This is a genomic window from Bernardetia sp. Wsw4-3y2, from assembly GCF_037126295.1.
GTDB lineage: Bacteria > Bacteroidota > Bacteroidia > Cytophagales > Bernardetiaceae > Bernardetia.
In genome coordinates this window covers 3,853,111-3,875,099 of record NZ_CP147017.1, presented here as the reverse complement: position 1 = coordinate 3,875,099, position 21,989 = coordinate 3,853,111, and the positions used below count along the sequence as shown (strand labels likewise).

The window sequence follows — 21,989 nt, the reverse complement described above, 5'->3', positions numbered from 1 at the left end:
TGTATTGACTGATGAATATTTCAAAAATTGAACGAATTAAGTTACAGAGTTTAGACAATTTAGAATTATTTTCTACATATAACTCTAATCAAGATTTTCCTTTGCACTATCATGAAACATTTTGTATTTCTAGTATAGAAAAAGGAGCTTTTATAGAAAATGATAAAATTGCCTTGCAAAACTCGCTACTTATTTCGAATCCTTTAGAAATACATAAAAATAGTGCTTTTCAAAATCTAGATTATTCTATCAAAACGTTATATATCAGTAAGGATATTTTTAAATTTGCTTTAGGAAAAAATGAAGTAAATGATGATTTTTTATTACAAAATCTAATTACAGATACTTTTCTTTTTAATAAATTCAATCAATTATCTAATCAAATTGTAGCTTATAAAAAGAATGATTTTGGTGATAGTTTTGAAAACCAATTTATAAGATTTATTCAAGAAATTGGACAGTACGAATCTTCTAAAAAAAATAAAACAATTGCTACCAATATAACCCAAACACCTACTTGGTTAAATGACACAAAGCAGTATTTAATTGCTAATTTAGACCAAAAAATAAGTTTGGAGGCTCTAGCCAATCAGACAAAACTAGATAAATTTCAATTTATTAGAGCTTTTAAAAAATATGTTGGTCTTACCCCCTTTCAGTACATTCTTTTGAGCAGAATATCGCTTACCAAACAATTACTTCAAGAAGGAAATTCTATCACCGAAACAGCTTTAGATGCTGGATTTTATGACCAAAGTAATTTTGCAAATTACTTCAAAAACTATGTTGGTGTAACACCTAGAAATTATCAACAGAGCTTCAATATTTTACAAGATTAAGGAAAAGAGGTGTTTTATCTTTGAGGAAATTATTTTTTAACTCTAATTTTTAGATTTTCTCACCAAAACACTATCATCTATGAAAGATTCTCTTAAAACTTTCTTGTTAATTCTCTTATCTTCTCTCACTATTAGCTGCTCAAAAGAAGTTTTGCCTCAAATCAATACTGCCCAAGAACTAGACATTTCTCTTCAAAAAAGCTATGAAAAATCTAATTTTGGAGGTTTTTCAGTTGCTGTCATCAAAAATGGAGAAGTAGCTTTTCAGAAAAGTTATGGTAAAGCTAACATTGAAAAAAATATTGATTTGACCAATGAAACATCAATGAATATTGCTTCGATTAGTAAGGTTTTTATAGGTATTTCACTTGTTAAAGCAATTGAAGATGGATATTTTACACTAGAAACTCCTATTAATTCTATTTTACCTTTTAAGGTAAATAATCCCAATTCGACTGAACCTATTCTCATTAAACATTTAGTTACTCATACTTCAGGAATAAAAGATAGTGAGTCTGTTTATTTTCAAAATTACAGTATTTTGGAAGGGGAAGATATTTCTACAAAAGGAGCGCAAAGAATGATAAATGAATTAGGAATCAAGACAGATGGAAATACGCTACCTCTTAAAGATTTTATGAAGTCTTATCTTTCCACAACAGGAACTCTTTATAATTCGGATAATTTTTTAAATGCTCCTACAGGAACAGAATATTATTATAGCAATATCGGCTCTGCTTTAGCTGCTTATCTCATCGAAATTGTCACTCAAACTCCTTTTGATGTCTATTCAAAACAAGTTATTTTTGAGCCTTTGCAAATGAGTCATACAGCTTGGAAAAAGTCAGAATTAAATGCCGAATTAGTTTCTACACAGTTTTTTGATGCAGAAACTCCTCTTCCTGCTTACACAATGGCAACTTATCCAGATGGTGCTTTACTCACTTCTATTGAAGATATGACAATTTTCATGCAAGAAATGATAAAAGCAAAAACTGGACAGTCCTCTTTACTACTCTCAAAAGAATCCTATCAACTTCTCTTTGATAAGAAACTAGAAACAATCCCAAAACAAATGCCTGAGAGAGAAGATAATTATGGTGTTTTTTGGCTTTGGTCTACAAATGGTCGAATCGGACACACAGGAGGAGACATTGGAACAACTACTTTTTTAGGATTTGATCCAAATACACAATCAGGCTCAATAGTTTTGATAAATTCTAATGTAGAAGAAGCTGGCGAGTTAGCTCTTGAAATATTGAGTGAAATTGTAAGAGCTTATAAGTCTTTTGAAGCTGCAAAATAATATCTATTGTTTATTAAAATCCTTTTTACTTCAAAACAGTAAGAAGGATTTTTGCGTAAACAAGTGAATACATTTTCTATTCTCACTTTCAATTTATGCACATTCACAAAATCCACAGACAAAAACATTTTGACTTTTTAAATGAAAACCGTCAAGACCCAATTACAGGAGATTTAATTGTAGCAGGAAATGAAGTTGTTTTTTGTGATGAATGTAAGTCAGCTTTTCTAAAAGAGACGTGGGAATATTTGGGTGGAAAACATTGTGATTCTTCTAAAACACTTATTGATTTTCCTATTCAAAAAACATTAGAACTTCGTGTTTTACAAGATGTAAATTCCTTACTTTTTCCTATAAAAGGGTCAGAAAACGAGAGTTTTGAGAGTTTTGGATATAAATTAGATGACTATTTTTGGAAGAAAATCAAAGTAAATTTACGTATTGATGCTCAAATTCAAAAAAATATTGACTCAAACCTTAGCTTGTCTATACCTGTTTTAGAAAAGAACTCTCTTTATATACTTATGGGATTTGTTGTCTTTATCTGCCTTATTTTAGGGCTTGTAATAGATTTTTCTACAACAGGATATATATTTTTGATAGCAATAGCTTTAGGAGCTATATTTTTACCACTTACTTTTACAGAATATGATACTAGAGGAATGGAAGGCTATGAACTTTTTTCTTTTTTGGATAAAAAAAGGGCATTACTTCATTTTAAAGAAGATGCCGTTTTAGTGTATTTTAATGAGTCAAAAAGTGCCTATAGTATTGAATATACAGATATTACTCAAATTGTTTTTTCAAATCAAAATATTACTATTTGTACTACAAATGCACATCAAAATACATTTCGTTTAGTTGAAATTTCATCAGAACAAATTGAAAAGATTATTCATTGTGTCTATAAACTCTCTTCTTCTACTTTGATGATATTTAAAAATCAGCATCCAATTATAAAAAAACTTGTGAAGAGTTTAGAGACAGAATATAAGAGTATTTGGATAAAATAATGTAATTTATTTCTCTAAGGTATTCACAAATAAAACTCTAATCGCCATTTTAAGTATCCCCAGTTACAATTTAATGTATAAATTTATCGATAGTTCTGTTTAGGATAGTTCAAAATTTGGTGGTATACAAAGTATATTTTTTTTAAAGCGTTTTAGAATAGCAAAATTATGCAACTAAAAATTGCCCAAAATACCGTTGTTGATGTTTTAGAGAAGCGACACCAACAACCAAATAACTTACCATACTTTTTACAATACCACCTTAAATTCAATAAAAAAGCTATGTGAATTATGGTATTTCCAGCTCAAAAAAGAATGAAGAACTCTAAACAAAATATTTATTTATACAAATTTTGTATAATTCAAAAATAAATATTAACTTTGCAGTTCGTTAAAAAGCGGGTAGATAACAAAAATTTAGACTTTTTAGAACAAAATAAGAACTAAAATAAGCTCTGAATTTAGAAAAAATAATCCCTATTTGATAGTTTATCCTATTAAATAGCGTTGTTCTGCCTCTACATAGAATAAAAATAAGTGTTTTGAACGATTAATTTTTCATTCTATTTTTATCTAAATTCTAAACTTATTAAAATCTAAAATCTAAATTTAATTTTATGGCTAAACAAGACAGCATCGAACAAGACGGAACAGTATCAGAAGCATTATCAAATGCTATGTTTCGTGTTTCTCTACAAAACGGACACGAAGTAACTGCTCATATTTCTGGAAAAATGCGTATGAATTATATCAAAATTCTTCCAGGAGATAAAGTAAAGTTAGAAATGTCGCCGTATGATTTGACTAAAGCCCGTATTGTATATCGCTACAAATAAAAATGTAGGTCGTATTTAGATTCTTTACTTAATTGTTGCTGATTAAAAAGAAATTAGAAACGGCGTTCTTTTTTTTCTTTATATAAATAAACTTTTCACATTAATTTTCAAAACTATGAAAGTTAGAGCTTCCGTAAAAAAGCGTAGCGTAGATTGTAAAATCGTACGTCGCAATGGAAAAGTTTACGTTATCAACAAGAAAAACCCTCGCTTTAAGCAGCGTCAAGGTTAATTTTGTTTTTTTTGATGTAATTTGATTTTTATTAATTAATCTACAGTCAAAAAATGCGTAACCTTTTTATATTAGGAAATAGAAATTAAGTAAAAAACGGATTTTATTCGTATTTTTTAATTTTTAATTCGTAATTGTTTTTAATAAATCATCACTTAGAATTAATCAGCTAATATGGCAAGGATTCAAGGTGTCGATATTCCAGATAATAAGCGTGGAGTCATTAGTTTGACATACATCTTTGGTATTGGAAACACTCGTGCAGCTCAAATTTTAGATGCAGCAGGAGTTGACCAAAACACAAAAGCTAAAGATTGGTCTGACGATGAAGCTAAAGCTATTCGTGAATATATCGGCGAAAACTTCAAAGTAGAAGGTGAACTAAAATCCGAAGTACAACTAAACATCAAACGTTTGATGGATATTGGTTGTTATCGTGGTTTACGCCATCGTAAAGGACTTCCTGTAAGAGGACAACGTACACAAACAAATGCACGTACTCGTAAAGGAAAGCCAAAAACGGTTGCAAACAAAAAGAAATAATAATTCTCATTCTTATTTTAATAAGAAAAAGTCTAGTAGAGGAAAATATAAGTTCATTCAAATCAATTTTGATACAATTTTATTTTCTAATGCAGCTTAAACGTTTAAAAAACTTATGGCACAAAAGCGTAAAGACAAAGCCAAAAAACGAGTAGTGAAAGTTGCTGCTGTGGGTCAGGCTCACATTAAAGCATCTTTTAACAACGTTATTATTTCTATGACTAACGAAGCAGGTCAAGTTATCACTTGGGCAACAGCAGGTAAAATGGGTTTCAGAGGTTCTAAAAAGAACACTCCGTATGCAGCTCAAACAGCAGCTCGTGATTGCGCTCAACGTGCTTACGACTTAGGTCTTCGTAAAGTAGAAGTATTTGTCAAAGGACCAGGTTCTGGTCGTGAGGCAGCTATTCGTACAATCCATAGTGTTGGTATTGATATTACATCTATCAAAGATGTAACTCCTCTTCCTCACAACGGTTGTCGTCCTCCAAAACGTCGTAGAGTATAATTTTAATTGTCAAGACATTTTGAAATGTCAGACAATTTTAGTTTAACAAAACGATAAAAGAAGGAAAAATAGCAACTTGTTATTTTCACTCTTAAAATGTAGCTTAGACTTTAGTCTGAGCGAACAGGCTAAGAAAATTTGGATAGAATCTTCTATCTCGCTTCTTTCCAATTCTAGCGTAAAAAGAATAGTGAGTTGAAACGTTTAGGAGTTATTCTCCCTTGTTGCGTGCTTTAGATAGAATTTAGATATAGTTTTTATAGTTATAGATATTTTAAATCGACTGGCTCGGCAACTCTTATTTTTTTGGAAACGGATTAGTTATAACCTTTCTAATCGTCTGTTTTCTAAGAGATTTAATTAAGTTTGACAGTAATTATCACTCTTAATTTATACAATCATATAAAAATAAGTAACGTAGAGAAGGACTAGAATACCCCGTTTAGCTCACGACTGTATAGATCCGAAAAAATGTAAATTTCGTTTTCTAGAAAACAATTTGTTTACAAAGCATCAATGATTTATACTTTTAGAATTTATTTTTAATTTTCGTAAAACACGAAAAATACAAACAGTATGGCACGTTATACAGGACCTACGGCAAAAATTGCAAGACGTTTCGGAGAGGCAATCTTCGGCCCGAGCAAAGCCCTAAAGAAAAAAGCTTATCCGCCGGGTCAGCACGGAAAAGGTCGTCGTCGTAAAGTATCAGATTATGCAGTCCAGTTAATGGAAAAGCAAAAAGCTAAACATACTTACGGTGTACTTGAGCGTCAATTTTCAAATGTATTTAAGCACGCAGTAAGAGCGCAAGGCTCAACAGGTGAGAATCTTTTGAAATTCTTAGAAACTCGTTTAGATAATGTTGTGTATCGTTTAGGTATTGCACCTACTCGTAGAGCTGCTCGTCAGCTTGTTTCTCACAAACACATTACAGTAAACGGAGAAATCGTAAACATTGCTTCTTATTCATTACGCCCTGGCGATATCGTTGGAGTACGTGAAAAGTCAAAATCTTTGCAAATTATTACTGATGCTTTGAGTGGAAGAGCAAATGCTCGTTACTCTTGGTTAGAATGGGATAATACAGAGCTTCAAGGCAGATTTATGATGCTTCCAGAGCGTGAGGAAATTCCAGAGAACATTCAAGAACGTTTAATCGTTGAGTTGTACTCTAAATAATCCTAGCTTATACAACCTATTTATTCAGGTTACAATTATTAGACAGTTACAAACTGTTTATTACCTGTTAGGTTATCAATTCTTTAAAAAAACACTTCAAAATATACAGTAAGTTCTATGGCAGTATTAGCGTTTCAAATGCCCGACAAAGTGGTAATGGAGAAAGCCGATGATTTTCACGGTATTTTCGAATTCAAACCATTAGAACCAGGTTATGGTGTAACTGTTGGTAACGCACTTCGTCGTGTATTGCTTTCTTCATTAGAAGGATATGCAATTATCGGTATCAAAATGGGTTCAGTTTTACATGAGTTTTCTACCGTCGAAGGCGTTGTAGAAGATGTAAGTGAAATTATTTTGAATTTAAAGATGTTGCGTCTTAAAAAATTAGTAGAAGATGAATCTAGTCAGAGGATTACAATTCAACTTTCTGGAAAATCTGAACTAACTGGAAAAGACATCACAGATGCTACTAATGAATTTGAGGTGTTGAATCCAGAATTGGTAATCTGTCACATGGACGAATCAGTAGAACTCGAACTTGAACTTTTCTTAGACAAAGGACGTGGATACGTTCCTGCTGAGGAAAACCGTCAAGCAGAAAATTCTGCAAGCTATATTCCAATAGATGCTATCTATACGCCAATTAAAAACGTAACTTATAGCATCGAAAACACTCGTGTTGAGCAAAAAACGGATTATGAGAAGTTAGTTATGGATATCCAAACTGACGGTTCTATTCATCCTGAAGATGCTCTTAAAGGTGCAGCTCATTTACTTATGCGTCATTTGGCTCTAATTTCTGACCAAAACATTACGCTTGATTATTTAGAAACACAACAAGAGGAGGAAGTAGATGAAGAATTTGTAAGAATGCGTAAGCAACTCAAAACAGCTCTTTCAGAAATGGATTTGTCTGTTCGTGCTTATAACTGTCTTAAAGCAGCAAACATTCGTACACTTGGCGACCTTGTAAGTTTGGAAATTTCTGATATGATGAAATTCCGTAACTTTGGTAAGAAATCACTTACTGAATTGGAACAACTTGTATCTGATTTGGGACTTACTTTTGGATTAGACATCGTTAAGTACAAATTAGACGAAGATTAATTTTGAAATCAATTACGAATTAAAAATTATGACCTGCTAAAGCAGCGAAACTAATTACGAATGTAACGTATTAAACATAAATACTTTATGATTCATAATTTGATTAATTTTTATTCCTAATTATTTTATAATTTTTCTTTTCAAATGTATTTAATAGGGTCTGATTTAATGTTCTACTACTGGCATTTTATACAGAAATTCAGGCAAAGTTTAGTTTTTTATAAAATAAACTTGTCCAAACTTATACGAAAATGAGACACGGAAAAAAATTCAATCATTTAGGGCGTACATCATCTCACCGTAAGGCGATGCTCTCTAACATGGCGGCTTCTCTCATATTACACAAACGAATTCAAACAACTACTGCCAAAGCAAAAGCATTGCGCAAATATGTAGAGCCTTTGATTACTCGTTCGAAGGGTGGAACTCAAAACGACCAACGTGTTGTTTTCTCTTACCTTCAAAATAAAGAAGCTACCAAAGAGCTTTTCAATGAAGTAGCTCGTAAAGTGGGTGAGCGTCCAGGAGGATACACACGCATTATCAAACTTAGTTTGTCTCGTGCAGGCGATAACTCTGATGTTTGCTTTATTGAACTTGTAGATTATAACGAGCTTATGCTACAAGAATCAAGCACTTCAGGACGTACTCGTCGTGGTCGTCGTAAGAAGAAAAAATCTTCTGACACAGCAACAGCTTCTTCTGAAGCAACTGCAGAGCAAACAGAAGAAAAGAAAGCTGATGATGCTTCTTCTAGCGAAGAAGAGTAATCAAAACTTGATTTTCTCAAAATATAAAAAACACCTTTTTAATCTTTATAGAATTAAAAAGGTGTTTTTTTGTTCTGCATTATTCTAAAAAGTATAAGTAACTCTCATTTGATTTGGAGCAAGTGACAGAGAAACAGGAATATCATACAAAATTTTTGATTGTCTTTTATTAAGAAAGTAAGCCGTCAGATCAAAAACAAATAAAAATCCTCCTTGTAAAATGAGTGATTTTCCATAACCTAAAAAACGGTTTGTATTTTTTATAGTTGTTTCAGTTTTTGCTCGTTCCCTCAAATATAATCCTGCTGCCATATATCCCACATCAATCCCTGTGTTGAGCAAAAAAAGAGATTCTGTCGAATGATAGGCTTTTAGAGTTTCTGCATAATTCAAATCTGTATCTTTTTTTGCAAATAAAAGACTGCTTCCTGCCAAAGCAAAATTGACAGTATTCCAATAGATATTAAACTGATGAAAATATTTGTCTTCTCCATTATTTACTCCTGCTGCTAGGGTTGCTCCACTATATGCAAAATTAGCAACCGACCAACCTCCCAAAACATACATAGAGTTTTTTTGAAGTGAAAGACGTTCTTTATTTATTTGAGGCAAATCAATTTTATTTTCTTGAGCAAAAGAATAGTTAATAAATAAAGCAAAGAAAAATACAGATAGAAAGGCAGATTTTTTTGTAAACATAATAACATCAAGTTTAAAAAATAGAAGAATTAAAATCATTATGCTAACATTTTTAAATTAGATTTGGTTTGTTTTTTTGTCTTTTGACTTTTTCTTGAGAAGAATTTATTGTTCTATTTTTTATTCCTATATTTTAAAGTAAAAAAGCTTAATAAATTCATTCTAAAAATGTTATTGTCCTAATTTTATCAAAAGTATAGCTAAATTTAAAGTTGTAAGAAAAATAAATCAAATTAATTTATTGTTAGAAATGAAGATATTAAAATGGATACTAATAATTGTAGGAGGAGGATTTGCCTTATATATCGTTGGTGCGATAGTAGCTCTAATAGTTCTGTTTGCTCAATTTGATTCTTCAAGCTATGAAGAATTAGTTGCAAATTATGAGGAGAAATCAAAAGAGATTCGTGAAGTTGAACAGTTTATTAATTCTAGGCTTCCCAAAAATAAAGTTGTAGAAATTGAATTTGAAAATTACTCCATAAGTAGATTTTACGTAAGAACTGACGGGAAGTATGATCCTTCTTTAGATATTAGTGGTACAAAGTCAGTAAAGGAAGAGGATTTATTAAAAGATTTAAATTGGAGCTATAAAACTACTGATTCTTTAAAGCGAAAATTAGATAAAGCAGGTTGTATTTCTGTTCAAAGTGGTACACCTTGTCAGATTGGATTTCAAAGACATGGAATGGGAATGTATTTTTATAATTTATTTGATGAACCAGTTCCAGATAGTTTGACTAACAATTATAATGATAGTTGTAGGTATATTTTGTATAAAAAAGATGTCGCTTTAGAATGGCTTGGTGGTGCTATTGGTGTTCAATGTTTTCCTGAATTTAATAGAAAAAGAAGGTAGGTAATTAAGCCTATTTATAAAATAATTATTTTCTAAATTAGAAGTCATTCCATTTCTACATTCACAAAAAAACCTAATAAATCCATTTTAAATAGCCTATTGTCCTAATTTTATCAAAAGTATAACTAAATTTAAAGTTGTAAGAAAAAATTCAATTTTATTAAACCTATAATATACAAACATGATAAAACAGACAACAACACAATTTTTATTTTTACTACTCACTTTCTTTGCATTTTCAGCGTGTAAACAAGAAGTAAAAAAAGAAGATACAGAAATAAAAGAAGAAGCGACAACAGAAAATCTATTATTACAAGAATGGACAGGCGATTATGGTGGTGTTCCTGCTTTTGATAAAATGAAGCTGGAAGACATTAAGCCTGCTATGATTAAGGGAATGGAAATGAATTTGGCTGATATTGAAAAAATAGCCAACAATCCAGAACCTGCTACTTTCGAAAATACGATTGAAGAAATGGAACGTGCAGGAAAAGAACTAGATAGAGCTTTCAATTATTATGGAATTTGGAGTAGCAACATGTCTTCACCAGAATTTAGAGCAATTGATGAAGAATTATCACCTAAGTTTTCAGAGTTTAGTTCTAAAATCTCTCAAAACGAAAAATTATTTCAACGCATCAAAACAGTTTACGATAATTCTCAAACTACTCCTTTAGAAGCAGACAAACAACGAGTTTTAGAGCTAACTTATAAAGGTTTTGAAATGAATGGAGCAGAACTTAGTCCAGAGAAAAAAGAAAGATATGCAGCTATTGACAAAGAACTTTCTACACTTTACACTAAGTTTTCGAATAATGTTTTGCACGATGAAGAAGGTTATATTACTTATTTAGACGAAAATCAATTGGGAGGTTTATCAGAAGGTTTTATCAAATCGGCTGCAAAAATTGCTGCTGATAATGGACAAGAAGGTAAATATGCCATCACAAATACTCGCTCTTCCATGGATCCTTTTTTGACATATTCTACTGAAAGAGATTTGCGTGAAAAAGTTTGGAAAAATTATTACTCAAGAGGAGATAATGCAGATGAATACGACAACAACAAAATCATTGCAGAAATCTTGAAATTACGTAGAGAGCGTGTTGAGCTTTTGGGATATAAAAATTATGCAGAATGGCGTTTGCAAGACCGTATGGCAAAAACTCCTGAAAATGCAATGAATTTGATGGAAACAGTTTGGAAGGCATCTATTGCTAGAGTGGATGAAGAAGTAAAAGATATGCAAGCTGTAGCCAATAAAAACGGAGACAAAATTACTATTGAACCTTGGGATTATCGTTATTATGCTGAAAAAGTAAGACAAGATAAATATAATTTGGATTCAGACGAAGTAAAACAATATTTGCAACTTGACAAACTTACTGAAGCGATGCACTATGTAGCAGGTCGTTTGTTTAATTTTAAATTTACGCCAGTTCCTGAAGGTTCTGTTCCTGTTTTTCATGAAGATGTAAAAGTTTGGGAAGTAACCGACAAAGACACAGGCGAGAATATCGGACTTTGGTATCTTGATCCGTATGCTAGACAAGGAAAGCGTTCGGGAGCATGGGCAACAAGTTATAGAAGTCATACAACTTTTGATGGAAATAAAAATGTTTTGGCTTCTAATAATTCAAATTTTGTAAAACCTGCACCAAATCAACCTCTTTTAGTTTCTTGGGATGATGCAAATACATTTTTTCATGAGTTTGGTCATGCACTTCATGCTCTTTCTTCAAATGTAAAATATCCAACTTTGAATGGTGGTGTGAGAGATTATACAGAATTTCAATCGCAGCTTTTAGAGCGTTGGTTATCTACTGACGAAGTTATTAATAACTATTTGGTTCATAATAAAACTGGTCAGCCAATGCCAAAAGAGTTAGTTGCCAAAATCAAGAAAGCATCTACTTTCAATCAAGGTTTTTCTACAACTGAATATTTGGCTTCTGCTATCATGGATATGAAATTCCACCTTGCAGATCCAGAGAATATTGATGTAGATAAGTTTGAAAAAGAAACATTGGACGAATTAGGAATGCCAAAACAATTAGTGATGCGCCACAGAACGCCACATTTTGGACACGTTTTTTCAGGAGAAGGCTATGCGACAGCGTATTACGGTTATATGTGGGCTGATGTTTTGACGGCTGATGCAGCCGAAGCATTTGCAGAAGCTCCAGACGGTTTTTATGACAAAGAAATGGCTGATAAATTAGTAAAATATCTATTTGCACCGAGAAATGCCATAGACCCAGCCGAAGCCTATAAATCATTTAGAGGACGTGAAGCAAATATGGAAGCTCTGATGAGAGATAGAGGTTTTCCTGTTCCGAAGAAGTAAAAAGCAGTAAAATCAAAAAAAATAGAATTGTCAGACAGTTTAGAATTTGAAACCACCTTTGAAACTTTTCTGTTTTGGAGGTGGTTTGTTCTTTTGATTACCAAACTTTAATCATAATTATTTGTAATGCAAAGAATCAGCGAACATATTGAACAAAAATTTTACGAAGTCTTGAAGTATAAAGTTAGTATTCAAAATTTTGAACAATGGGTTTATAATACAAAGGAATTAGAAATAGAATTACCTCCTGATGCGTATCTAGAGCTAATTTCATTGAACTTTAAGGGAAAATATATTTACCTTGAATTGGAAAAAGTAATTAGTCAGTTTGTGGATAATGGTAAATTTGAAATAAAACGACTGCAAAATCATTTAAAATCAATAATTTATAGAGATGAAAAATGTGCTGAATCTATTGAAATGACTTATGACTTATATTGTGCTGGATACAATTTTTTAAGAAGACTTGGGTTAAATTATGGACTTGTAGTTGCTGCCAATAGATGATTATACCAAAACTTGGAACGAAATAAGTAGAATTGAACAACAAGAATTACTCAATAAGTTCTATCCTAAAATTATTGTAGATGCACAAAATGCTCTCAATTGGATTGAAAACGGAAAAATTATAATTAAAAATAGCATCAATGAATATGATAACTACGAATATGAGGATTTAAGAAACAAAGAAGAAATAGAGCAAGGTGAAATTGAAGTAAACTTTGATGGAAATTAATCACAACCACCTTTGAAAATATTTTTGTTTTTGGAGGTGGTTTTTTCTAAAAATAAAATTTTAGCAGTAAATTGATGTTTTCTAAAACTCCAAAACAGACTATGAAAAGATTTATTCAATTACTTGTTCGCTTCATTTTTTATAGAACTTATCGTAATATTGAAAAGACGATTACTTCAATGATTGATAATTCAGAAGGAATACTAGAAGATATTAAAGTAGATGAAACAGTAAAGTTTAAGAGAAAATGGGAATCACACCTTTTTAATATTTATGATAATCCACAAAAATGTCCTGTTTCTATAAAAGAAAAATTAGATAAATATACCTCTGGTCAGAATTGGGAATATGCTTGGACAAAGGCTACTTTCAAATTAATGGAATTAACTGAACTGAAAAATCATGTTGATAGCTTAAAAAATATCATTGATGAACATCACATTTGGTATTCAGTAGAGGCGATAAAAGTGCTAACTAAATACACAGATTTTTTTAATAGTGAAGAAAATATTGCCTTTATAGAAAAAGCTATTGAGAAAAAAGGGTATTTTTCAAATACTATTTATGAACTTGTTTAAGAATGGTGATTTATTTTTTTAAAAAGAGGTCAAAATAGTTATACTTGTAAATCATCACATTTTCAATCTAACTATTTTTCCCTCTATGTACGTAAACTTATCAAAAAAATTTATAACCGAAAATATTTTACCTTATTTACATCAATTTACAAAAGGTCGTCGTATAAAAGTAGCTCTTTGGCGTATTATCCAAGCCATTGTGTATCGCTTAAAATCAGGGAGTCAATGGCGAGAACTTCCTATGAAACAATTTTTCGGAAACTTATCAATTAGCTGGAATACAGTATATTACCATTATAATAAATGGTCAAAATTAGGAAGTTGGAAGAAATTATGGATCAAGTATTTAGAAGATTATCGTGGAGAATTAGATTTTTCTATTTGTCAGCTAGACGGCAGCCACACTTCAGCTAAACGAGGAGGAGAAGGTATTGGATATTCCAAAAGAAAAGCAGGAAAAACAACCAATGCACTTTTTCTAACGGATAAAAATGGTATTCCAGTAGCGATGTCTGTTCCAAGAGCAGGCAATCATCACGATGCTTTTGAACTTGAAAAAAATATGCAATCTATGATAGATGATTTGAATGCTTCTCAAATTAGAGAAGGAGGAATTTTTCTCAATGCTGATGCAGCCTTTGATACACAAGCCTTTCGTTCTTTTTGTAATCATTTAGATATTGTAGATAATATAGATTTTAATAAAAGAAATAAAAAAGACCTTGATAATCAACCATTTAAAGATGAAGAAATGTATGAATTGAGATTCGTTATTGAAAGAACTAATGCGTGGTTAGATGCTTTCAAAGCCTTAATTATGAGGTACGAAACTAAAATTCATACGTGGCAAAGTTTACACTATTTAGCCTTTACTTTAATATTTGCCAGAACTAGAAAAAAACATTCTTAAACAACTTCTATATCAACTCACTATCAGAAGTAAAAAATAAACCTTTATTAACCAAATTAATATCTAGCTTAATTACTCGTATTTTAGTAAAAAGAACCTTTTTTTCTTATCTAAAAAGTTGGTATCTCATTGAGAATCTATATGAGCATAATAATCCCTTAATTAATAATTACTGTTACTATTTGCTTGATGTGGCTATTTCAGAAAAGCGAGTTGAGGAAGGAAAATATTCTAAAGATTTTAATTTTGAAAAGTCATTGAAAGCTCAATCTCTCAAAATGTATTTAGAAATAAAGCCAAATGATGCTTTTGCAATTAATGAATTGGAGGAATGGAAAGCAAGAGAAACAGATGAAGAAATTTTGAAAATATTGAATTGATTTAATTTTGAACCTTTCCCACCAAAAAAACAGTTTCCTCACTACAATCATTTTCTATAAAAAAAAGCAAACTATCAATGAGTTGGAAAATTGTAGAACGAAAAATAGGAAAAGCAGGAAATCTCAAACAAAGACAAAAAAGACAGAGAGAATGGGATAAAAAGTATGGTGATAATTGGCTTATCGGTTATGTAATTGATGGCGAATTTGTTTCACAGGAAGATGCGCTAGAAAGTATCTATTATAAAAGTTATGAATTGCATTTTGAAAATAACCCTGCTGATTTGGAGGAACTGATACAAACTGCTAAGTTTTTAGAAAATCCACATGCAAAAGCTACTGGAGGAGTAGATTTACAAGTTCCTGCTATTATGAGTTATTTGGATAGAAATAATTTGGAGTTAAAAGGAAATGAAGTAGTAGATATTGGAACTTTTGGAGAATCTTCTCACAAAATAAGTGTTCGTTTGAGTCCACTGACCATAAAAGTAGTTTTGAATCCTAAAATGACTTTAGAGAAATTTTGAGGCTGTCCGAAAAGTACGGATAGCCTTTTTTTTATGGTTAATTTTTTTTATTTTCGAGGTATATATACTTTTATACTAACGTTATATAGCCTATGGCAAAAGTAGTTTTCAAAAACCAAAGTGGTAAGCAGCCCGAACTTTTTCCTGTCAATATATTTGACAAAATTCCAGCTCACCATCCTGTTCGTTTAGTTGAAAAGGTGGTTGATTCATTGGATATTAGCGATTTGATTTCTCAATACAAAGGTGGAGGTTGTTCAGCTTATCATCCAAGAATGCTCGTTAAAGTGCTATTCTATTCTTATTTATCCAATATTTATTCTTGTCGTAAAATAGCTAAAGCTCTTGGGGAGAATATTCATTTTATGTATTTATCAGGCAATTCTACACCAGATTTTAGAACAATTAATGACTTTAGAGGTAAAATTTTGAAGGCACACATTCATCGTTTATTTGGAGAAGTTGTTAAAATGTTGGTTGAAATGGGTTATGTAAGTCTTGATGTTCAATATATTGATGGAACAAAAATAGAGGCTTGTTCTAATCGTTATACTTTTGTTTGGCGTGGTAGTATTGAAAAAAATAAAGAAAAGTTAGAAACTAAAGTAAATAAAATTTTATCTGATATTGAAAGTAGTATTCAATCAGATAATCAAGAAGAAAATAAAGAAGAAGTATCTACTCCATTAGATTCAGAATTATTAAAAGAAAAACTCGCTCAAATCAATAAAAAACTAAAAGAACCGAGTAAACAACAGGCAAGAGAACTAAAAAAAATGCAAGATGAATATCTTCCTAGATTAAGTAAATATGAAGAGTCTCTGAAAATTTTAGGTTGTAGAAACTCGTATAGTAAAACAGATACGGATGCTACTTTTATGCGGATGAAAGAAGATCACATGAAAAATGGACAACTCAAACCTACTTATAATGCTCAAGTGTCCACAGAAAATCAATTTATTACCCACGTTTCTATTCATCAAACGGCAGGAGATACCACCACTTTATCCTCTCATTTAGAAGGATTTGAAAATCAGTACAATAAACAAAGTAAAGAAGTAGTAGCTGATGCAGGTTATGGAAGTGAAGAAAATTATGAATTACTTGAAAAAAAAGAAATTACTGCCTACGTTAAGTACAATTATTTCCATAAAGAGCAAAAAAGGAAAATGAAAAATAATCCTTTTTTAGTTCAGAATTTATTTTACAACAAAGAATTAGATTTTTATGTCTGTCCGATGGGGCAAAGAATGAAGAAAATAAGAGATGGAAAACGTACTTCAAGTAATGGATACGAATCGCAAGTATCTTATTATCAAGCAAAAAGGTGTCAAGATTGTCCTCTTCGCAATTTATGTCATAAAGCTGAAGGCAATAGAATAATACAAGTGAATCATCGTTTAAACCAACTAAAAGAGAAAGCTAGAAATTTACTAACTAGTGAGAAAGGATTAGAGCAGCGCAGTAAACGCCCTATAGAAGTAGAAGCTGTTTTTGGGCATCTCAAATATAATAATAAGTTTAATCGATTTACTTTTAAGGGATTAGCAAAAGTAGAAATGGAGTTTCTATTGATGGCTCTTGGGCATAATTTTAGAAAAATGGTGGCAAAAACTGCCGATAAGCTAAAAAATACTTTCAATTCTAAAAAATCATCTTTTTGCACCTTTTTTTATACTCAAAAAAATCACCAAAAGACAAAATTTGTTTGCATCATCAAAAAAATCAACCAAAAAGAAGAATTACAAAAAATAGCTGCATAAAAAGAGGCTGACCTTTTCGGACAGCCTCGTTTGGGAAGATGAAGAATAAGTATATTGGCTTTTCTAAATCATAAGACTTAAACGACAAATGATTTGCACAAGAAAAACTCAAATTTGATTTTTAAATTCTATCAAAATAAATACAAATTTATCTGAATCATGCTCTAAGGAAATGTTTTATTAAGTTTTGAAAAACTGAATATGCAGCTAAACTTTGCTAAGCAAAAAACAAATAACTAAGCAGAATAGCAGCAATTATTCCCACCCCATCGGCAATCAGACCACAACTAACAGCATATCTTGTATTTTTGATATTGACAGCACCAAAATAAACTGCCAAAACATAAAATGTAGTATCTGTTGAGCCTTGAAGTGTTGCAGCTACTTTTCCAACAAAAGAATCTACTCCGTAAGTAGTAAAAGCATCAATCATGAGTCCTCTTGCACCACTTCCACTAAGAGGCTTCATAATAGCAACAGGAAGAGCTTTTACAAATTGTGTATCAAAACCAAAAAGAGAAATAAACCAACTTACAGCAGAAATTAGCATGTCCATTGCACCCGAAGCACGAAAAACGCCAATAGCCACAAGCATAGCAACTAAATAAGGAATTACTTTTATGGCAATCGAAAAACCTTCTTTTGCGCCTTCAATAAAAGTTTCATAAACGTTTACTTTCTTAAAAGCAGCCCAAGCAATAAAACTGACCATTACACCAAATAAAATAAAATTACTTGCAACAGAAGAATACAGACTAATTTTTTCTTGTGGCAATGTGCTAAAAAACCAAGTGATGATTGAAATGAAAGCAGTAAGTCCTCCCAAATAAGCAATAACGACAGGGTGTAAGAGATTGAGTTTCTGTTTAATTCCGACAGCCAAAATACCAGCTAATGTAGCAAAAAAAGTGGCTATCAATATAGGAACAAATATTTCAGCAGGATTAACTGCACCTGCCTGCGCTCTATATACCATAACAGAAACAGGAATAATAGTCAGTCCAGAAGTATTCAACACCAAAAACATAATTTGTGCATTACTAGCCGTTTCAGGTTTTGGATTGAGAGATTGTAGTTCTTCCATTGCTTTTAATCCTAGAGGTGTAGCTGCATTATCCAAGCCTAACATATTAGCTGAAAAATTCATTAACATTGCGCCCACAGCATCATGATTTTTGGGAACTTCTGGAAAAAGATGTTTGAAAAGTGGACTAACCAATTTTGCCAATACTTCAATTGCTCCAGCTTGCTCACCTATTTTCATAATTCCTAACCAAAGAGCCATTGCCCCTGTCAGATAAAGAGAAATTTCGAAACCAGTTTTTGCACTTTCAAACGTGCTATTGGTAATCTTAGAGAAAACTTCTATATCTCCATTAAAAAGCTGAAAGATTGCAAAGATAAAAGCAATGAGAAAAAAACCTATCCAAATTCGATTAAGAGCCATCTGTGTTTTTTATGAGTTTTAAGAAAATAAAAAGTATAATGTAATAACTGAGTGATTTTTAATCGCCATACAACAAAAAAACAACGGTTTAAAGACGATAAATATAAAAATAAATTACAAATGTGTGTTTTATTGGTTAATCAGTATACTAAATTAATTTTTTTGGCGTACTTTTACTAGACAATTCATTTAAGTAGTGTTTTTAAATAAAAAGAAAGAATAAATGAGTTATGAGTTTAAAATATGAATAATTGTATATTAACGTTCAAAGATTTAACCCAAAAAACACACTATCTACAAGCAAAATCATTGAAAAATGGTTTTTAATATAGGATTTTTTAAATTAAAAATTAACTATAAAATTAATTAAAAACATACTTACTTATAAAAATGTTAAATAGTGGCACAAAATTATTTAATCAGTTTACTAAACACTGCTACATAATTTGAAAATATTATTAAAACAAACTATTTCAATTACAACAATCTTCTATGGAGTCTTATTTTGAGTTTTTTTATTCTTCCCCCAATTTTGAAGAAATTGATGCCAAAAGCATTCGATATATTACTGACAAAATCATTCGCAAATCTGATGCTACCTTAGCTGTTATTTTGGGAGGCGATACTCAGACTTTCGAAATGAAAATGGAAAAATGGGATGAACTAACCCACAAATTAAGCAGTATTTCAGGAATTATTTTTCTTTTAGCACATACTTCTTCTGATGAAAAGGTATATAAACAAGCCAATCAGAGCGTACAAGTATTGCAAAGATACGGAAACAGTCTTTCCCTTAATGAAGAATTATATAAAGCTATCAAAAAATATAGTCAATCTGATGATGCTCGTTGGCTAAAAGGATATAAAAAGAAGTTTATAAAAGAAACCGTTGGAGAATTCGAACGCAATGGTTTTGCGCTTGTCCAACAAGATAGAGATATATTACGAACCATGAAAGACCAGTTATCTGACCTTTCTAATGAGTTTTCAAGAAATATTGCAGAGCATCAAGATCAGATTATTATTTCAGAAGATGATATAGAAGGGCTTCCAGAAGACTACAAAAATCGTCATAGAATGGAAAATGGAATGTATAAAATTACATTAGACTCTCCTTCTTATCGTCCATTTATGCGCTATGCAAAAAATGAAAAATATCGTAAAGAACTATATATAAAATATCTGAATAGAGGAAATCCAAAAAATACAGGAGTTCTTATCAAAACAATAGCTCTACGTAAGCAAATGGCAAATCTATTGGGCTACAAAACCTATGCTCAATATGTCATTGAAGAAAGAATGGCAAAAACACCTGATACTGTTTGGAGTTTTGAAGAAGAACTAACAAAAAAAGTAAAACCTAAAGCAGAAAAAGATTACAAAGAACTTCTGAGTATAACAGAAGGAAAAGAAGAGTTACAAGGCTGGGAAACAGGTTATTATAACAATATTCTTTTGGAGAAAAACTACAATCTCAATTCAGAAGAAGTCAAACAATATTTTGAGTTAAATAATGTTTTTAAAGGAATTTTTAATATTTGTAAAAATCTTTTTGGAATTGATTTTATCAAAATGTATCATCATTCTGTTTGGCATGAAGATGTAATTGTATATGAAGTGCGAAAAAAGAATAAAGTTGTAGGAAAAATGTATTTGGATTTGTATCCAAGACCTAATAAATACAGTCATGCAGCTTGTTTTGGTTTGGTTTCAGGTAGAGAGACTGAGAGAGGATACCAAACTCCTCATACAGCATTAGTTTGTAATTTTCCTCCTTCTACGTCTGATTCTCCTTCGCTTCTTTCACACGACCAAGTAACAACTGTTTTTCATGAGTTTGGTCATGGTTTGCATCAGCTTCTTACACAATCTCCTTTAGCAGCATTTGCAGGAACAAATGTAGCGAGAGATTTTGTAGAAGTTCCTTCACAACTTTTCGAAAACTGGGCGTGGGATTATGACATTTTGAAAGAATTTGCACTTCATCACAAAACAGGAGAAGTGTTGCCAAAAGAACTCTTCGATAAGATGGTGGCTGCAAAAAATGTAGGTTCGGGTTTGTTTACTCTTCAACAAATTTTATATGGAACATTTGATCTTACTTTACACGATACGTATGATCCCCTTGTAGATGCATCTCCAAACGAATTATTCAATACACTTCAACGACAAATTACACTTACTCCACCAGTAGAAGAAACTGATTTTCCTTCAGGCTTTGGTCATTTAATGGGCTATGCAGCAGGATATTATGGCTATCTATGGGCAAAAGTATATGCTGAAGACATGTTTTCTGTATTTGAAAAGGCAGGATTATTAAATCCAAAAGTAGGTAAAATGTATGTAGATAAAGTCCTTTCTAAAGGTGGAAGTGAAGATGAAATGAGCCAAATTAAGAGTTTTCTAAAAAGAGAGCCAAAACAAGAAGCCTTTCTAAAATCACTCGGTTTATAGACAAATTAAAGGTTTCAAAACACTTATTTTGATTTTTTCAGGAAAAAACATAGCTTTGTGCAACCCTTTTATGATTCGTTGGGTCTTAATAGTGTAAGGCAAACTTGCCATTTCGTCGGAAATGTGAATGTAATTGTAGTTTTATCTTTTCAGTTTGTAATTTTTAATTATCTATTGACTTATCAATTTTTTGCGCCAACTACAGTTTTGTTTCATTTTCGCTTATCATAAATTAAAATACCATTTCTTGTTTGTATAAGAAATGGTTTTTTTATGGGCTTATCTTAACTGGCTCAAATACCAATAATTTAAACATAAAAAAACTACTTCAAAAATTGTAAAAATCTAAGAAGTAGTTAGTTATTTGATTCAATATGTAGAGGCAATACGCATAAAATTTGTTTCATAAATTGTATGGTAGTTTAGAAGGTTTAGAATCTATAAGGCTTTTTGTATTTTTATAAAAAAACCAAATGATTCGCTAAGTAATTATGGCTTTACCCAAGTTAAGATTGTGGTTGTCATGATAAGTAGAATTTAATAGTTGTATTTTTTAAGAATAAGTAAGTGAACTGTGTTATAGTCCTTATAATTAGAAGACTCAAAAAGTTATGTTTTGGTTGCATTTAGCATTTCCTTTATTTTTTTTGTCATCTATATATAAGACGCTAAAAACTCAAAAAATGCACATGAAAAACTCAAAATTTAACATTTTTTTTGATATTTTTCTTCATTTACTTTCAAGTGTTCTATAATTACACCAAAAACGGCTTTTTATTAGACTAAAAATTAAAAGTTTATTGTAATTTTTTAATACTAGAATTAATCTATTTTTAAAATTTCTGCTGTAATTATGCAATCTCAACCCTTTTAGCCTCTCTTAAAGTTCCCTTTTTGATTATAAATCATTGATTATTTATGACAAAAATGTAAGCATCTGACTTTTAAGC

At 31.1% G+C, this 21,989-nt stretch carries 22 protein-coding genes; 20 read left to right on the top strand and 2 right to left on the bottom strand.

All coding sequences use genetic code 11. The annotated features are described in order from the left end of the window. Positions 1-11: 11 nt before the first annotated feature. The 10 genes from V9L05_RS15905 to rplQ all read left to right on the top strand — a co-directional run bounded on the left by V9L05_RS15905 (position 12) and on the right by rplQ (position 8,339). The gene (locus tag V9L05_RS15905; RefSeq protein WP_338812841.1) at positions 12-839 is read left to right on the top strand and encodes an AraC family transcriptional regulator; all 828 of its coding nucleotides are present in this window, start codon (positions 12-14) and stop codon (positions 837-839) included. A 79-nt stretch (positions 840-918) separates the two neighbouring features. Further along, complete coding sequence (locus V9L05_RS15900; protein WP_338812839.1) at positions 919-2,145, top strand: serine hydrolase domain-containing protein; 1,227 nt, start codon at positions 919-921, stop codon at positions 2,143-2,145. A gap of 95 nt (positions 2,146-2,240) precedes the next feature. After that, positions 2,241-3,158, top strand: coding sequence for a hypothetical protein (locus V9L05_RS15895; RefSeq protein ID WP_338812837.1), 918 nt, complete (start codon positions 2,241-2,243; stop codon positions 3,156-3,158). A gap of 617 nt (positions 3,159-3,775) precedes the next feature. Continuing rightward, entirely contained in the window at positions 3,776-3,994 is a 219-nt protein-coding gene (gene infA, locus V9L05_RS15890; protein WP_014798808.1) for a translation initiation factor IF-1, read from the top strand. 115 nt (positions 3,995-4,109) lie between these two features. Continuing rightward, positions 4,110-4,226, top strand: coding sequence for a type B 50S ribosomal protein L36 (ykgO, locus tag V9L05_RS15885; RefSeq protein ID WP_014798809.1), 117 nt, complete (start codon positions 4,110-4,112; stop codon positions 4,224-4,226). Positions 4,227-4,400: 174 nt separating this feature from the next. Beyond that, entirely contained in the window at positions 4,401-4,769 is a 369-nt protein-coding gene (rpsM, locus tag V9L05_RS15880; protein ID WP_338792233.1) for a 30S ribosomal protein S13, read from the top strand. Between the two features lie 115 nt (positions 4,770-4,884). Next, positions 4,885-5,277, top strand: a complete 393-nt coding sequence (gene rpsK / locus V9L05_RS15875; RefSeq protein WP_338792234.1) for a 30S ribosomal protein S11 — start codon at positions 4,885-4,887, stop codon at positions 5,275-5,277. A 576-nt stretch (positions 5,278-5,853) separates the two neighbouring features. Further along, positions 5,854-6,459 (top strand): 30S ribosomal protein S4, encoded by a 606-nt coding sequence (rpsD, locus tag V9L05_RS15870; protein ID WP_338792235.1) that lies wholly within the window; start codon positions 5,854-5,856, stop codon positions 6,457-6,459. Between the two features lie 117 nt (positions 6,460-6,576). Beyond that, positions 6,577-7,569: a DNA-directed RNA polymerase subunit alpha gene (locus V9L05_RS15865; protein WP_338792236.1), complete on the top strand. Its 993-nt coding sequence runs from the start codon at positions 6,577-6,579 to the stop codon at positions 7,567-7,569. Between the two features lie 251 nt (positions 7,570-7,820). Beyond that, positions 7,821-8,339, top strand: coding sequence for a 50S ribosomal protein L17 (rplQ, locus tag V9L05_RS15860; RefSeq protein ID WP_338792237.1), 519 nt, complete (start codon positions 7,821-7,823; stop codon positions 8,337-8,339). An 84-nt stretch (positions 8,340-8,423) separates the two neighbouring features. On the opposite strand, the gene V9L05_RS15855 is transcribed toward rplQ, so the two are convergent. Beyond that, positions 8,424-9,038, bottom strand: coding sequence for a hypothetical protein (locus V9L05_RS15855; RefSeq protein ID WP_338812834.1), 615 nt, complete (start codon positions 9,036-9,038; stop codon positions 8,424-8,426). A 250-nt stretch (positions 9,039-9,288) separates the two neighbouring features. Here V9L05_RS15855 and V9L05_RS15850 point away from each other — a divergent pair, with 250 nt between their 5' ends. The 9 genes from V9L05_RS15850 to V9L05_RS15810 all read left to right on the top strand — a co-directional run bounded on the left by V9L05_RS15850 (position 9,289) and on the right by V9L05_RS15810 (position 17,138). Next, complete coding sequence (locus V9L05_RS15850) at positions 9,289-9,897, top strand: hypothetical protein (protein WP_338812833.1); 609 nt, start codon at positions 9,289-9,291, stop codon at positions 9,895-9,897. A 181-nt stretch (positions 9,898-10,078) separates the two neighbouring features. Continuing rightward, positions 10,079-12,244 (top strand): M3 family metallopeptidase, encoded by a 2,166-nt coding sequence (locus tag V9L05_RS15845; RefSeq protein WP_338812832.1) that lies wholly within the window; start codon positions 10,079-10,081, stop codon positions 12,242-12,244. Positions 12,245-12,370: 126 nt separating this feature from the next. Further along, entirely contained in the window at positions 12,371-12,751 is a 381-nt protein-coding gene (locus tag V9L05_RS15840; protein ID WP_338812830.1) for a hypothetical protein, read from the top strand. Further along, positions 12,735-12,980 carry a hypothetical protein gene (locus V9L05_RS15835; protein WP_338812828.1) on the top strand — a complete coding sequence of 82 codons (246 nt, stop codon included), beginning with the start codon at positions 12,735-12,737 and terminating at the stop codon, positions 12,978-12,980. The genes V9L05_RS15840 and V9L05_RS15835 overlap by 17 nt, the downstream gene beginning before the upstream one ends. A 101-nt stretch (positions 12,981-13,081) precedes the next feature. After that, the gene (locus tag V9L05_RS15830) at positions 13,082-13,558 is read left to right on the top strand and encodes a hypothetical protein (protein ID WP_338812827.1); all 477 of its coding nucleotides are present in this window, start codon (positions 13,082-13,084) and stop codon (positions 13,556-13,558) included. 85 nt (positions 13,559-13,643) lie between these two features. Further along, the gene (locus V9L05_RS15825; RefSeq protein WP_338812825.1) at positions 13,644-14,468 is read left to right on the top strand and encodes an IS5 family transposase; all 825 of its coding nucleotides are present in this window, start codon (positions 13,644-13,646) and stop codon (positions 14,466-14,468) included. Positions 14,469-14,659: 191 nt separating this feature from the next. After that, positions 14,660-14,848: a hypothetical protein gene (locus V9L05_RS15820; RefSeq protein ID WP_338812823.1), complete on the top strand. Its 189-nt coding sequence runs from the start codon at positions 14,660-14,662 to the stop codon at positions 14,846-14,848. 77 nt (positions 14,849-14,925) lie between these two features. Further along, positions 14,926-15,375 carry a hypothetical protein gene (locus V9L05_RS15815; RefSeq protein ID WP_338812821.1) on the top strand — a complete coding sequence of 150 codons (450 nt, stop codon included), beginning with the start codon at positions 14,926-14,928 and terminating at the stop codon, positions 15,373-15,375. Between the two features lie 92 nt (positions 15,376-15,467). Further along, positions 15,468-17,138, top strand: coding sequence for an IS1182 family transposase (locus tag V9L05_RS15810; RefSeq protein WP_338812820.1), 1,671 nt, complete (start codon positions 15,468-15,470; stop codon positions 17,136-17,138). A gap of 217 nt (positions 17,139-17,355) precedes the next feature. Here V9L05_RS15810 and V9L05_RS15805 read toward each other — a convergent pair whose 3' ends face one another. Further along, positions 17,356-18,585 carry a nucleoside recognition domain-containing protein gene (locus tag V9L05_RS15805; protein WP_338812819.1) on the bottom strand — a complete coding sequence of 410 codons (1,230 nt, stop codon included), beginning with the start codon at positions 18,583-18,585 and terminating at the stop codon, positions 17,356-17,358. A 492-nt stretch (positions 18,586-19,077) separates the two neighbouring features. Here V9L05_RS15805 and V9L05_RS15800 point away from each other — a divergent pair, with 492 nt between their 5' ends. Further along, on the top strand, positions 19,078-21,039 hold the full coding sequence (locus tag V9L05_RS15800) for a M3 family metallopeptidase (RefSeq protein WP_338812818.1): 1,962 nt from the start codon (positions 19,078-19,080) through the stop codon (positions 21,037-21,039). The last annotated feature ends 950 nt before the right edge of the window (positions 21,040-21,989 follow it).